Raw genomic sequence first — 14,082 nt, 5'->3', positions numbered from 1 at the left:
TTATTATGATTTTATGAGCAAGGAAAAGGACAAAAAAAGTAAAAAGAAAAAACTTAAAAAGTTAAACATAAACGACATTAAAGTTGCTGAAAATTGCAAATCAAAATGTTGTGAAAAATATAAGAAAGGCGAAAACAAACGTTGTAAACGTTGCCCTATGTTTGATCTTTTGAAAAAAGCAGTATAAAAAAAAGAGACGATTAAATCGTCTCTTTTTTTATTATTTAAAACCTAAATATTTACAGTTCTAAAGCTTTTTTAGGATTATTATCCATTAAAATTTCAACCGGATTTTCCAATGCCTCTTTAACAGCAACTAAGAACCCTACAGACTCACGCCCGTCAATGATTCTATGGTCATATGATAAAGCCACATACATTACCGGAGCGATCACGATTTGTCCATTTTTAACAATCGCTCTCTCAACTACATTATGCATTCCTAAAATACCGGATTGAGGAGGATTGATAATTGGTGTAGACAACATACTTCCGAATACTCCACCATTAGAAATAGTAAATGTACCTCCGGTCATTTCATCAACTGTAATTTGTCCGTCACGAGCACGTATAGCTAAACGTTTGATTTCAGCTTCAACGCCGCGGAAAGACAATAGTTCTGCATTGCGAACTACAGGAACCATTAACCCTTTCGGACCTGATACAGCTACTGAAATATCACAAAAATCGTAAGCAATTTGCTCTTGACCGTCGATCATAGAGTTCACATCCGGATATAACTGTAAAGCTCTGGTAACTGCTTTCGTAAAGAATGACATAAATCCTAAGCCTAAACCATGTTTTGCTTTAAAAGCTTCTTTGTATTCATTACGTAAAGCATAGATAGCACTCATATCAACTTCGTTGAACGTAGTTAACATTGCTGTTTCGTTTTTAGCCGCTACTAAACGTTCTGCTACTTTACGACGCAACATTGATAATTTTTTACGCTCACTACCACGTGGACCACCGGTTGGAGTTCCCATTGAAGGTACTGCATTTACAGCATCATCTTTTGTAATCCTTCCGCCTTTTCCTGTTCCTGCAATAGTCGTAGGATCAATGTTTTTCTCGGCTAATATTTTCTTAGCAGCAGGAGACGGTGCGCTGGTAGCATAAGTTGGTGCCGGCGTTGGCGTCGGTACCGGAGCTGCTTCAACTTTTTTCTCTTCTGCTTTAGGTTCTTCTTTTGCTACAGGAGCTGCATCACCTTCAGGTTTAGCAGCACTCGTATCAATTAAACAAACTACTTGCCCCACTGCAACTGCATCACCTTCTTCTGCTTTAAGGGTAATAATACCGCTTGCTTCAGCAGGTAATTCTAAAGTCGCTTTATCTGAATCCACTTCAGCAATAGCTTGATCTTTTTCTACGTAATCACCATCTTTTACTAACCAAGTTGCAATTTCAACTTCGGTGATAGATTCTCCCGGAGAAGGGACTTTCATTTCTAAAATCATAACTCTATGTTGTTTAACGTTTTCCCTTTTCGTTCTTAATTATGAAACAGGGAGCCTTTTATTATTGTTGTGTAAAATTAATTAAATAAATCTTTATCAAAAACCATTGCAATAGCATTAGCCTGACGTTTTTTAGAACGCTCATAACTACCTGCTGCAGGAGCACTATAAGCTTTAGGCGAAGCCAATCGTAGCTTAACTAAGTTAAAATTCATCAACATGAAACTGTACGCTCCCATGTTCTTAGGTTCTTCCTGCGCCCAAACATAATCGTCAACATTAGGATAACTTGCAATTATATCTCTCAATTGCTCAACCGGCAACGGGAACAATTGTTCTAAACGCACAACTGCAACATCATTTCTTCCTAACTCTTCACGTTTAGCAATGATATCATAATATACTTTACCGGTACAGAACACCAACGATTTGATCGCTTTTTTGTCTGTTACTGCCGGATCATCAATTACTTCCTGGAATCGACCGTTAGCTAATTCATCCACCTTTGAAACTGCTAGTGGGTGACGTAATAAACTTTTTGGCGAGAATACTACCAATGGTTTACGGAAATTCGTTTTCATTTGTCTTCTCATCAAATGGAAGAAGTTAGCCGGAGTTGTACAATCAGCTATATACATGTTGTGTTTTGCACATAACTGTAAATAACGCTCCATACGTGCTGATGAGTGTTCTGCTCCCTGGTTCTCATACCCGTGAGGCAACAATAAAACAATTCCGTTTTGACTGTTCCATTTGTCTTCTCCTGCAGAAATGTACTGATCCATCATAATTTGGGCTCCGTTTGAGAAATCACCGAATTGTGCTTCCCAAATGGTTAATGTTTTAGGAGATGCTAAAGCATAACCGTATTCAAAACCAAGTACACCATATTCCGACAATAATGAATTGTAGATATAGAAGTTTCCTTTTTTGTCTGCTATTTCATTTAACAGTACTACTTCTTCTTCAGAATCTTCTACTTTAACTACGGCATGACGGTGAGAGAATGTTCCTCTTTCCACATCCTGGCCTGACATTCTTACATCATATCCTTCCGCTAATAAAGAGCCATAAGCCAATAACTCTCCCATTGCCCAATCTAACTGATCTTTCTCAAAATACATTGCATTTCTGTCAGCGATCAAGCGTGAGATTTTGTTAATGAATTTTTTGTCTTTCGGAAGATTAGTGATCGTAGTAGCAATTTCTGTTAATTTTTCTTTATCAAAAGAAGTATCTACTTTTTGAAGCATCACGTCATCTGAAACCTGATGAAAACCTTCCCACTCATTTTGCATAAAAGGAGTAATCACCGTTAGATCTTTTTTACGAGACTCTTCTAAATTTTCATCTAATTTAGCTTTGTAAGCTTCTTCTAAACTTTTTACAAAAGTGGCATCAATAACACCTTCTGATTTTAGTTTTTCAGCATAAATGTCACGAGCATTTTCGTGTTTAGAAATAATCTTGTATAGTTTCGGTTGTGTAAAACGAGGTTCATCTCCTTCATTATGTCCATATTTTCTATAGCCTAATAAATCGATGAATACATCACCGCCAAACTGCATTCTGTAATCCAATGCAAATAACATAGCGTGTACAACAGCCTCAGCATCGTCTGCATTAACATGCAACACAGGAGACAATGTTACTTTAGCTACATCTGTACAGTAGGTCGACGAACGAGCATCTAAATAGTTAGTGGTAAAACCTACCTGGTTATTGATCACTAAGTGAATTGTTCCGCCTGTTTTATAACCATCCAGTTTTGCCATCTGTACAATTTCATAAACGATTCCCTGACCTGCTATTGCAGCGTCGCCGTGAACGGCAATCGGCAATACTTTAGAAGTATCATTTGAATGATTATGATCTTGTTTAGCACGAGCAATTCCTTCAATCACAGCACCAACTGTTTCTAAGTGCGAAGGATTAGGTGCTAAATTTAAGTTTATTTTTTTACCGGAATCCGTTGAGCGATCAGATGTAAGCCCTAAATGGTATTTAACATCTCCGTCAAAATACATATCATCATCATAATCCTTACCGTCAAATTCAGAGAATATATTTTGAGTGTTTTTTCCGAAAATATTTGCCAACACATTCAATCTACCTCTATGCGCCATTCCCATTACAAATTGTTCAACTCCCTTTTCTGCAGCCGCTTCTATCAAAGCGTCTAAAGCCGGGATTGCAGATTCACACCCTTCAAGTGAGAAACGCTTTTGTCCAACATATTTAGTATGTAAAAATGTTTCGAAAGAAACTGCTTCATTGAGCTTCTTTAAGATGTTTTTCTTCTGATCCGGAGAGAAAGCCGGTTGATTGTCGTTAACATCTAACCGATTTTTAATCCATTCCTGTATTTCAGGATTTCTGATATACATAAATTCAACCCCGATAGACTGACAATAAACACGTTCAAGGTGTTTAATGATCTCAGCTAAAGTTGTCGGCTGCATATTTACCATTTTAGCAGCATCAAAAACTGTATTCAAATCAGCCGATGAAAGTCCGAAATTCTCCAGTGCTAAAGTAGGCGTGTACGTTCTTCTTTCCCGAACCGGATTTGTTTTGGTAAACAAATGCCCTCTTGTTCTGTAACCTTCAATTAATTTAAGTACATTAAATTCTTTTTGTAATTTTTCAGAAACTTTTCCTGAATCTTGGGACTCACCTGAAGCAATGTAGGCAATTTGTTGTCCTACTTCTTCTGAACCGTAATTTGCCAGTGCAAAATCGAACCCTTGAAAAAAACTTCTCCAACTTGGTTCTACGCTGTCTGGACTTTGCAAATATTGATCGTATAAATCGGCAAAAAAAGCCGTGTGTGCAGCGTTTAAAAAGGAAAACCTATCCATAATCGTGTCTAAATGACCTTTTAATTAAAAAATTTTTATGCAAAAGTAAAACATTTGTGATAATCTTTTAAAGAAAATCGTATTTTTATATCATTAATTTTTTAGAAAAGGTTTTATGAAAATGAAATTCTCAAAGATTTTAACAGTTTTATTGAATTCTGTGTTTTTATTTTATTTTAGCCTATCCATTTCTGCTCAAAATTCGCAAGAATTCAAAACAAAATCTAATTTTTGGGAAAAAGTACAGTTCGGTGGCGGTTTAGGTTTAGGATTTGGCAACGGATATACTGATATTTCTGTAGCCCCTAGTGCTATTTATAATTTTAACCAATATGTTGCTGCCGGCCTGGGATTACAGTATTCTTATTCCCAACAAAAAGACCTCTATAAAGCTAATATTTACGGAGCAAGTGTAATAGGCTTATTCAATCCTATTGAAGAAGTTCAGCTTTCCGTTGAAGTAGAACAACTAAGGGTTAATACAGTCTTTGAAGATTTCTACAACCACTATGAAGATGATTTCTGGAATACGGCTTTATTTTTCGGAGCCGGTTACAGAACTGACAATATTACTTTCGGTGTTCGCTATAATGTGTTGCACAAAGATAACCGAGGAGTCTATGCAGATGCTTTCATGCCTTTTATCAGAATCTATTTCTAAACCATACCTTTTGCCATTCTCGTTTTAAGACTAAAAAGGCAACTTGTTCTGAAAGTTCAACCAGATCAGATCCGTCTAATTTTTTTACCTCACTCTCAGAAACGTCAATCACATAAAGCAGATTAAGGTATTCTGCAAATTTATGTTGGATTAAAAAATATATCTTTTCGTGTAATTGCTGCTTCAACTCTAAAGGAAGCATTGTTGTCTCTACATCCAAACTTTCATTTGCCAGATGAAAATCCTTTTGCAATTGCAATATCAACTTTTCGTATAGATTTTCTTCTTCAGCCTGAAAGAATAAGGCTTCTATGTTTGCCGGTGGATTATACATTTCTATTCATTAAATTTTCACCAAAAGCTCTTAAAACTTTCTTTTTATCTTCAGCAACTTGTATTGCCTCTAATGTTTTCATCGCTTTATCAGTATATTCCCGAATTGCCAATTTTGTCATTTCATCAGCTCTTGAATTCCTGAAAATATTTTTAACCAATTCTACCTTCTCTGAACTATCATTAGGTTTTAATGAAAATAAATACTGCAACTGACGTTGTATATCTTCTTCCGCATTTTGCATAGCCATTAAATACAAATAGGTCTTTTTATTTTCTATGATATCCCCTCCTACTTGCTTCCCGAAAGTCTCCGGATCTCCGAAAGCATCTAAATAATCATCCTGCAATTGGAATGCAATTCCCAGATTTAAACCAAAATCATAGACCAAATTTGCATCTTCTTCATTTGCTTCAGCAACAATGGCGCCCATTTTCATTGCTGCCCCCACTAAAACAGCTGTTTTATATTCGATCATTTTTAAATATTCCGGAACCGTAACATCTTCTCGAATTTCAAAATCCACATCATATTGCTGCCCTTCACAAACTTCTAAGGCTGTTTTACTAAATAATTTTGCTAATTGCCGAAATATTTTGGGTTCGTAATTTTCAAAAAACTGATATGCCAAAATCAACATGGCATCTCCTGATAATATTCCTGTATTCAAATCCCACTTTTCATGAACTGTCTGATGTCCTCTTCTTAATGGAGCTTCATCCATAATATCGTCATGAATCAATGAAAAATTATGAAAAACCTCAACAGCAGTTGCTGCCGGCAATGCTTTTTCAATAGCACAATTAAAAATATCTGCAACCATAACGGTCAACATAGGTCTTATTCGCTTTCCTCCTATGTTTAAGATATACTGAATAGGACTGTACAAATTTGCAGGCTCTTTCTGTACATCTAAAGAGTTAAAATGTTCCGCTATGGAATTCTGATAGTCAGTTATAGTTTGCATGGATTTTAAAAAATTATCGCAAAGGCAAAGTACGCTATTTTTTTATGAAAAACCGAAAACTTTACCTGAGTTTTAAATCTTTGTTAAAAAAATGCAAAAACTTAGGAAACTTTTTTTGTTTTAAAAGTTTCCTATGTAGCTTTGTACGCAAATTAAACGCATATTATGCAAACAGAAATTTTAGAAAAAGCCACTGAAATGTTTCTTACACTAGGGTTCAAAAGTGTAACTATGGATGATATTGCTAATGAAATGGGGATTTCTAAAAAAACTATTTACCAACATTTTGCAACTAAGCCCGAATTAGTTAAGAGTGTAACACTTCGTTTGTTTGAGACTATTTCTTGCGGAATTGACGGAATCTGCAACACTGGTAAAAATCCGATTGAAGAGCTTTTTGAAGTCAAAAATTTTGTTCTTCAACATTTAAAAGATGAAAACTCTTCGCCGATTTATCAATTACAAAAATATTACCCCAAGATTCACAACACTTTAAAACAAATGCAATTTGAAAAAATGGATGATTGTGTTATTGACAATTTGAATCGCGGTATTACAGAAGGTTTGTACCGAAAAGAAATAAATACCGAGATCATCGGTCGTTTGTATTTTGCCGGCATGAACAGCATTAAAGACGGGGAACTGTTTCCTGCTAATCAATTTAGTCTGAAAAATGTTCAGAACCAATATTTAGAATATCACTTAAGAGGAATTTGCACCTTAAAAGGCATACAGATTTTAGAAAGTTTAATACAGTAAAAACAACTAATGAAGCAAAAATTTATTTTAGCGCTATTGGTCATATCAGGTTTGCTGAATGCCCAAGAAAAACAAGAGGATTATAATTTTTCCTTAGAAGAAGCTATTGCATACGCATTAGAGCATAACTATCAATCGCAAAACGCTTCTAAAGATGTTGAAGCAGCCAAAAAGAAAAAATGGGAAACAACCGCCAGTGGTTTACCACAGATCAATGCAGGAGCTGATTACCAGCACAATTTTGTGTTGCAAAAATCAATTATCCCTGCTGAATTCTTTGGTGGTAATCCCGGGGAGTTTGTAGAAGTCGCTTTCGGCACTAAACATACGATGAATGCTTACGGAAATATTAGCCAGTTGATCTTTGACGGTTCTTATTTAGTAGGACTACAATCTGCAAAAGTCTATCTTCAGATCTCAGAAAATGCTAAAGAGAAAACAGATCTTGAGATCAGAGAACTGGTAATCAACTCTTACGGAAATGTGCTTTTAGCAAGAGAAAGTGTAAGCATTTTAGAAAGCAATAAATCTTCCATAGAAAAAACACTTTTTGAGACCAATGAAACGTTCCAAAACGGTTTAACGGAAGAAGAAGATGTGGAACAATTACAAATAACACTTTCTCAGATCAACAGTTCGTTAGCCAATGCTGAACGAAATGAGATCATTGCTTTAAACATGTTGAAATATGTTTTAGGTATTGATTTAGAAGAAAGCATTACATTAAAAGATGAATTAGAAAATCTAACTCAGGAAAATGTTGATCTAACGGTTTCTCAAGGTTCTTTTTCTGTTGAAAACTCGATTGATTACAAGATTGAACAAAACAATTTAGAATCAAATCGTTTATTGCTAAAATTGGAAAAAAGTAAAGCCTTACCTAGTTTGTCTGCAAATTACAATTTCGGTTATAACGCATTTAATGACCAGTTCAAGTTCTTCACAACAGAGCAAAAATGGCTGAACTATTCCTATTTAGGTGTTAACTTAACGGTTCCTTTATTTAGCAGCTTGGCCCGAAGTGCCCGTACTCAGCAAGCCCGTATTGCTTTTGAACAATCTAAAACGAGCCTGAAATCAACAGAACAAAAGTTGCTTTTAGATTATCAAAAAGCAAAAAGCGACTACGAATTGAGCATTGAGCTATACGGAACTAATAAAGATAATTTACAACTAGCAGAGCGTATTGAGAAAAAACAATCTGTAAAATTTAAAGAAGGGATCTCCAGTAGTTTTGAATATACCGAAGCACAGAGACAATTATACTCGGCACAACAAAACTATTTACAATCCATGATCGATGTTATCAACAAAAAAACAGCTTTAGATAAAATCACCAACACAAAATAATCTTTCCTCATGAAAAAACTATATATCACAAGTCTTGCTGCTTTACTTTTAACAGCATGTGGCAATAACAAAAAAAACTCTACCGAATCTATTATAGAAAAGGGAAATTTACAAGAATTGCGTCAAAAAAGAAGCGAACTGGTAACAGAAGCTGATGCCTTAACTAAAGAAATTGAACTGATTGACAATGCTATCGGAAAATTAGATGACAATCAAAAACTAGCCTTAATCACAACTTTTACAGCAAAAGATTCGATCTTTGATCACTATCTGGAGCTACAGGCTGATGTTCAAACCAAAGAAAATATCGTTCTTAATGCTGAATATGCCGGAACTCTTCAAAAAGTTTATGTAACGGAAGGGCAAAAAGTAAGTAAAGGTCAGACTTTAGCTAAAATTGACGACGGAGGATTGAGCCAACAATTAGCCCAATTAGAGATTCAAGCAAATCTGGCTAAAACAACTTATGAAAGACAAGAAAATCTTTGGAATCAAAAAATAGGTTCTGAAATCCAATATTTACAAGCTAAATCTAATTATGAGGCTCAGGCAAAAGCCGTTGCACAACTACAAAGCCAGATCGCTAAAACTTATGTTAAAGCGCCGTTCTCCGGAACCATTGACGATGTTATTACAGATCAAGGATCAGCAGTGGCTCCCGGCACCCAACTTATCCGTATCGTCAACTTAAGCAATATGTACTTAGAAGCCGAAGTACCGGAGAAATATGTAGGTAGTGTTAAAAAAGGTACAGATGTTAATGTAAACATCCCTGTTTTAAACGAAGTATTTACTACAAAGATTAATCAGGCCAGTGATTATATCAATCCGGGAAACCGTTCGTTTAAAATATTAATCAACATTACTAATAAAAAAGGAACGATCAAACCGAATTTAACGTCTAAAATAAGCATCAAAGATTATACAAATCCGAAAGTTATTGCAGTTCCTTTGAGTATTGTATCTGAAAATGCTGAAGGAGAACAATATGTTTACATTACTGAAAAGCAAGAAAACAACTTAGTCGCTAAAAAAGTAATTGTAAAAACCGGTAAAACACAAGGAGATCTAGTAGAAATATTAGAAGGTATTAAAGATGGTGACCAAATTGTAAAAGAAGGTGCAAGAAGTGTGAAAGACGGTCAAAAAGTTTCAATCATCAAATAATTTAAGATAATGAGTAATAACACTTCCGATAAAGAATTCAGACTGTCATCGTGGGCCATTGAAAACAAAATGACCATTTATGTGATGATGGGGTTATTTTTCTTCTTGGGATTATCGGCATACTATTCTATGCCCAGAGAAGACTTCCCAGAGGTTAAAGAAACAAAAATTTACATCAGCACCGTTTATCCGGGAAATACTGCTGAAGATATTGAGCGTTTGATCATCGATCCGCTAGAAGAAGAACTAAAGAACATCAGTAATGTAGATGAGATCACTTCTACTTCTCAAGAAGATTACGGAATCATCACCATTGAATTTGATGAAAAGATCACTGTTGAAGCAGCAAAGCAAAAAGTAAAAGACAAAGTAGATGTAGAAAAAGCAAAAGAAGACTGGCCTACATTCAACGATGCTAAGGTAGATCCGAATGTATTTGACCTAAACCTTTCAGAAGAGGTTCCGATCCTGAACATTAATATTTCTGGAGATTATCCGGTAGACAAATTAAAAAAATTCGGAGAATACCTGGAAGATGAAATAGAAGCTTTAACCGAAATCAAGCAAGTCGATATCAGGGGAGCTCAGGACAAAGAAGTAGAAGTTAGTGTTGACATCTATAAAATGATGGCCTCAAAAGTAAGTTTTGACGATGTTTTAAATGCGATCAGAGGAGGCAACGTAACTACTTCTGCCGGGAACTTAATTGCTAACGGACAACGTAGAACCATTCGAATTGAAGGCGAAATTGACCAGCCTAAAGATCTGGAAAACTTTGTAGTAAAAACTCAAAACGGGGTCGTTTACCTAAGAGATATCGCAGAAGTAGAGTTCAAAGATGTTGACAAAACTACGTATGCACGTGAATTCGGTAACAGTGTCGTGATGCTCGACGTTAAAAAACGTGCTGGGAAAAACATGATTGAAGCTTCCGAAAAGATAAAAGAAATCATTAAAAATGCCGAAGAAAACGTTTTCCCCAAAGACTTAAAAATCACATTAGCAAATGACCAATCTTCAAGAACCTTGAATCAGGTTGACGACTTAGTTAACAATATTATTTTCGGTATTATTCTGGTAGTAGGAGTCCTGATGTTCTTCTTAGGGTTCCGTAACGCTTTATTCGTTGGCTTCGCCATCCCGATGTCTATGTTCATGTCATTCATGATCTTAAATTTAATGGGCTACACAATGAATACCATGATCCTTTTCGGATTAATCATGGGACTGGGAATGCTAGTAGATAACGGAATTGTAGTTGTTGAAAACGTTTACCGCTTAATGGACGAAGAAGGTATGAGCCGACTGGAAGCTGCTAAAAAAGGAATTGGCGAAATCGCATTACCTATTATTATTTCAACTGCAACTACAGTTGCCGCTTTCGTTCCGCTAGGATTGTGGCCGGGAGTAATGGGACAGTTCATGAAGTTTTTCCCGATCACACTTTCAGTTGTATTAGGTTCGTCCTTATTTGTTGCCGTGTTCTTCAACTCTTTGATGGTATCTCAATTTATGGATGTCAATGAAAAAATACTGAGTAGAAGACAACTTCTTATCTTAAGTGCTATCCTTGTTTCTATCGGAACCTTTATGTTAATTACCGGTGGTGCTGTCAGAGGTTTAGGAACAGTATTGATCTTTACGGCTGTTTGTTTCTGGATCTATCGTTATTTTATCAAAAAAATCACGACGGTTTTCCAGACCAAAATTTTATCCCGTTGGGAAAGTATTTATGAGCGTTCGCTTTTATTTTTCCTTTCCGGAAGAAAACCATACGTTGTTGTCGGCTTAATGATCGTTATGTTCTTTGTTGTATTAATGACTTATTTTGGTTGGAGCGTTGGTAGTGGTAGAACAAAAGTAGAATTCTTTCCGGATAACAAACCTAATCAGGTTATAGTTTATATTGAATACCCGCAAGGAACCGATATTGAAAAAACCAATAAAATAACTAAAGCCATTGAAAAAAGGGTTTATGCAGTAATGAACTCTCCGGAATTCACCGAAGGTGATCACAACTTCCTTGTTGAATCTGCGGTATCTCAAGTAGGTGAAGGTGCCGGAAACCCTCAAACTGACGGAGGTTCGAGTGCCGAAATGCCGCACAAAGGTAAAATAACCGTTTCTATGAGAGAATATAAATTCCGAAACGGATTAGACTCTGAGGACTTACGTAAAAAAGTACAAGAATCTCTGAAAAATATTTATCCCGGAGTATTGATTTCAGTTGAAAAAGATGCGGTAGGACCGCCTGCCGGATATCCGATTAACATCGAGATCAAAGGTGATGATTACAATGAATTGATTGTTACTGCTGAAAAGATGAAAGATTTCCTGAATGCTAAAAACATTCCCGGAATTGAAGAGCTGAAAGTAGACGTCAACAAAGATAAACCTGCCATGAAAGTGGTCGTTGACAGAGAAAAAGCAGGTGAAATGGGCGTTTCAGCCGGACAAGTCGGTAATCAGTTAAGAAGATCCGTTTTCGGAGAAAAAGCCGGTATATATAAAGAAGGTAAAGACGATTATGACATTTATGTCCGTTTTAACGAAGACAATCGCTACAATCAAAGTGCCATCTTCAATCAGAATATTACGTTTAGAGATGTTGCTACCGGTCAGTTAAAAGAAATTCCGGTTTCAACTGTCGCTACACAAAAAAATGCGTCTTCGTTTAGTGCCATTAAACACCGTGACCTTGACCGTGTAGTTGTCCTTTATTCTGCTTTGGCACCAGGATTTACAGATGCAGGTGCTATCGTAAAACAAATTCAAGCTGAAATGGGTGACTTTGATGCACCTAAATCAGTTGAATTTGATTATACAGGGCAAATTGAGGAACAAAACAAACAGATGGCTTTCTTAATGGGGGCTTTAATAAGCGGATTAGGCTTGATTATGCTCATTTTAGTATTTCAATTTAACTCTATATCTAAACCTTCGATCATTATGATCGCGGTATTCTTAAGTTTCATTGGAGTATTTTTAGGACTGATGGTAACCGGTTGGCCTTTCGTGATCATGATGACCATGATGGGGATTATTTCCCTCGCCGGTATTGTGGTAAATAACGGAGTAGTACTTCTGGATTATACTCAGTTATTGATGGATCGTAAAAAAGAACAATTGAACATTCCTGAAGGAACGTTTCTAGATAAAAAATATGTTTTTGAAGCTATTGTAAAAGGTGGAAAGTCACGTTTAAGACCGGTACTTTTAACAGCCATTACTACGGTATTAGGATTAATTCCTTTAGCTATTGGTTTTAACATCGATTTCTTTTCGCTATTCAGCGAACTAGATCCGAAAATATACATCGGTGGAGACAATGTAATTTTCTGGGGACCACTGGCATGGACTGTAATCTTCGGATTAATTTTTGCCACTTTCTTGACATTAATTGTGGTTCCGGTATTATTCTATTTGGTTTGTATACTTAAAATTTGGTGGTTCAACGAACGAAAACAAAAAGTTTTAGATTAAAAAAGGCTGCTGCTTAAGCAGCTTTTTTTATTTTTAGAAAAAATTTTCATGAAAAAGATTCTATATTCCTTTCTGGTTTCTGCCTTTTTAATTGCATGTCAAGGCAGTCAAACCTATACTGAACATAAATCTCAAAATTTCAGCATTAAGGTTCGTGACGACCTGAGTGAAACCGATGCTTTAAACGATGAGGCTATTTTACAATTTAAAAATGAATTTCAGGAATTATATCTTATTGTTCTGGAAGAGCCTAAAACTGATGTTTCTCTTTATTTTCCGGAAATCCGTGAAGAAAATGACGCTGATGAACGAATTAAGCTGTATGCCGATATTTTACTGAAAAATTATGAAAACTCATTAACGCTTACTAATTTTTCAGGATACATACCTGTAACGATCAACGGATCAAATGCTATCGAAATGACTTTTAACGCTGTTGATCCTGAAAGTAAGATCAATGTCTTTTACTACGTAACTTTTATAGAAACTCAAAACCATTTTTTTCAAATACTAACCTGGACTTTATTTGATAGTAAAAAGGAACATTTAGACAGTATGGAAAAAATGATTCGTTCTTTTAAAAGCAGAAATCAAAATATAAAATTAAAAAAGGCTACTAAAAAGTAGCCTTTTACATTTGAATTTATTTGGTTGAGTTAGTTTTTTGCTAATGCTTCTCTAGACCATTTTTTAACATCAGTTATCTTACTGTTGCTAAAATCAACTTCACTTAAGGTATTTTCACCCCAGAAGAACCATTTTCCAACTTTGGTTCCGTCTTTATATTCTCCGATGGCCTGCTTTGTTCCGTCTTCATTGTAGGCAACCCATTTACCATGTAATTTTCCGTTTAAATAATATCCCTCTTGTTTTACCTGCCCATTATCATAATAATATGTCGCTTTAACCATTTGGTCTACTATTTCAAATTTAGGTTTAACTTCTTGCGCAAATATCAAAGTTGAAACCATCAAAAATCCTGCAATCACTAAATTTTTCATAACGCAAAAGTATTAATTAGATTAACAATTATGTAACAA

The 14,082-nt window shown here is 35.6% G+C and carries 11 protein-coding genes; 6 read left to right on the top strand and 5 right to left on the bottom strand.

The annotated features are described in order from the left end of the window. Positions 1–239: 239 nt before the first annotated feature. On the bottom strand, positions 240–1,460 hold the full coding sequence (gene odhB, locus DI487_RS07745) for a 2-oxoglutarate dehydrogenase complex dihydrolipoyllysine-residue succinyltransferase (RefSeq protein WP_109569132.1): 1,221 nt from the start codon (positions 1,458–1,460) through the stop codon (positions 240–242). 77 nt (positions 1,461–1,537) lie between these two features. Then, the gene (locus DI487_RS07740; RefSeq protein ID WP_109569131.1) at positions 1,538–4,321 is read right to left on the bottom strand and encodes a 2-oxoglutarate dehydrogenase E1 component; all 2,784 of its coding nucleotides are present in this window, start codon (positions 4,319–4,321) and stop codon (positions 1,538–1,540) included. A 115-nt stretch (positions 4,322–4,436) separates the two neighbouring features. Between DI487_RS07740 and DI487_RS07735 the strand changes: the two genes are divergently transcribed. Then, a complete protein-coding gene (locus tag DI487_RS07735) occupies positions 4,437–4,982 on the top strand; it encodes a hypothetical protein (protein ID WP_109569130.1) in 546 nt (181 codons plus the stop codon). Here the strand turns inward: DI487_RS07735 and DI487_RS07730 are convergent. Both DI487_RS07730 and DI487_RS07725 read right to left on the bottom strand, forming a co-directional pair. Next, the gene (locus DI487_RS07730; RefSeq protein ID WP_109569129.1) at positions 4,966–5,316 is read right to left on the bottom strand and encodes a hypothetical protein; all 351 of its coding nucleotides are present in this window, start codon (positions 5,314–5,316) and stop codon (positions 4,966–4,968) included. The genes DI487_RS07735 and DI487_RS07730 overlap by 17 nt on opposite strands. Then, entirely contained in the window at positions 5,309–6,283 is a 975-nt protein-coding gene (locus DI487_RS07725) for a polyprenyl synthetase family protein (protein WP_109569128.1), read from the bottom strand. The genes DI487_RS07730 and DI487_RS07725 overlap by 8 nt, the downstream gene beginning before the upstream one ends. A 165-nt stretch (positions 6,284–6,448) precedes the next feature. Between DI487_RS07725 and DI487_RS07720 the strand changes: the two genes are divergently transcribed. Genes DI487_RS07720 through DI487_RS07700 form a run of 5 tightly spaced genes read left to right on the top strand, consistent with a single transcriptional unit; the run spans position 6,449 to position 13,669 of the window. Next, a complete protein-coding gene (locus DI487_RS07720; protein WP_109569127.1) occupies positions 6,449–7,042 on the top strand; it encodes a TetR/AcrR family transcriptional regulator in 594 nt (197 codons plus the stop codon). 9 nt (positions 7,043–7,051) lie between these two features. Beyond that, positions 7,052–8,392: a TolC family protein gene (locus DI487_RS07715; protein ID WP_109569126.1), complete on the top strand. Its 1,341-nt coding sequence runs from the start codon at positions 7,052–7,054 to the stop codon at positions 8,390–8,392. A 9-nt stretch (positions 8,393–8,401) separates the two neighbouring features. Beyond that, a complete protein-coding gene (locus DI487_RS07710) occupies positions 8,402–9,559 on the top strand; it encodes an efflux RND transporter periplasmic adaptor subunit (RefSeq protein WP_109569125.1) in 1,158 nt (385 codons plus the stop codon). A gap of 9 nt (positions 9,560–9,568) precedes the next feature. After that, the gene (locus DI487_RS07705; RefSeq protein WP_109569124.1) at positions 9,569–13,042 is read left to right on the top strand and encodes an efflux RND transporter permease subunit; all 3,474 of its coding nucleotides are present in this window, start codon (positions 9,569–9,571) and stop codon (positions 13,040–13,042) included. A gap of 48 nt (positions 13,043–13,090) precedes the next feature. Further along, a complete protein-coding gene (locus tag DI487_RS07700) occupies positions 13,091–13,669 on the top strand; it encodes a hypothetical protein (RefSeq protein ID WP_109569123.1) in 579 nt (192 codons plus the stop codon). Positions 13,670–13,698: 29 nt separating this feature from the next. Here DI487_RS07700 and DI487_RS07695 read toward each other — a convergent pair whose 3' ends face one another. Then, positions 13,699–14,043, bottom strand: coding sequence for a toxin-antitoxin system YwqK family antitoxin (locus tag DI487_RS07695; protein WP_109569122.1), 345 nt, complete (start codon positions 14,041–14,043; stop codon positions 13,699–13,701). Between the last annotated feature and the right edge of the window lie 39 nt (positions 14,044–14,082).

Origin of the sequence: Flavobacterium sediminis, assembly GCF_003148385.1 — a bacterium.
Taxonomy (GTDB): Bacteria; Bacteroidota; Bacteroidia; order Flavobacteriales; family Flavobacteriaceae; genus Flavobacterium; species Flavobacterium sediminis.
This window is presented reverse-complemented; position numbering and strand designations above follow the sequence as displayed.

Bases quoted from the DNA above. Each gene is read 5' to 3' on its own strand.
- odhB (WP_109569132.1), bottom strand. From the start codon at position 1,460: ATGATTTTAGAAATGAAAGTCCCTTCTCCGGGAGAATCTATCACCGAA.
- DI487_RS07740 (WP_109569131.1), bottom strand. From the start codon at position 4,321: ATGGATAGGTTTTCCTTTTTAAACGCTGCACACACGGCTTTTTTTGCC.
- DI487_RS07735 (WP_109569130.1), top strand. From the start codon at position 4,437: ATGAAAATGAAATTCTCAAAGATTTTAACAGTTTTATTGAATTCTGTG.
- DI487_RS07730 (WP_109569129.1), bottom strand. From the start codon at position 5,316: ATGTATAATCCACCGGCAAACATAGAAGCCTTATTCTTTCAGGCTGAA.
- DI487_RS07725 (WP_109569128.1), bottom strand. From the start codon at position 6,283: ATGCAAACTATAACTGACTATCAGAATTCCATAGCGGAACATTTTAAC.
- DI487_RS07720 (WP_109569127.1), top strand. From the start codon at position 6,449: ATGCAAACAGAAATTTTAGAAAAAGCCACTGAAATGTTTCTTACACTA.
- DI487_RS07715 (WP_109569126.1), top strand. From the start codon at position 7,052: ATGAAGCAAAAATTTATTTTAGCGCTATTGGTCATATCAGGTTTGCTG.
- DI487_RS07710 (WP_109569125.1), top strand. From the start codon at position 8,402: ATGAAAAAACTATATATCACAAGTCTTGCTGCTTTACTTTTAACAGCA.
- DI487_RS07705 (WP_109569124.1), top strand. From the start codon at position 9,569: ATGAGTAATAACACTTCCGATAAAGAATTCAGACTGTCATCGTGGGCC.
- DI487_RS07700 (WP_109569123.1), top strand. From the start codon at position 13,091: ATGAAAAAGATTCTATATTCCTTTCTGGTTTCTGCCTTTTTAATTGCA.
- DI487_RS07695 (WP_109569122.1), bottom strand. From the start codon at position 14,043: ATGAAAAATTTAGTGATTGCAGGATTTTTGATGGTTTCAACTTTGATA.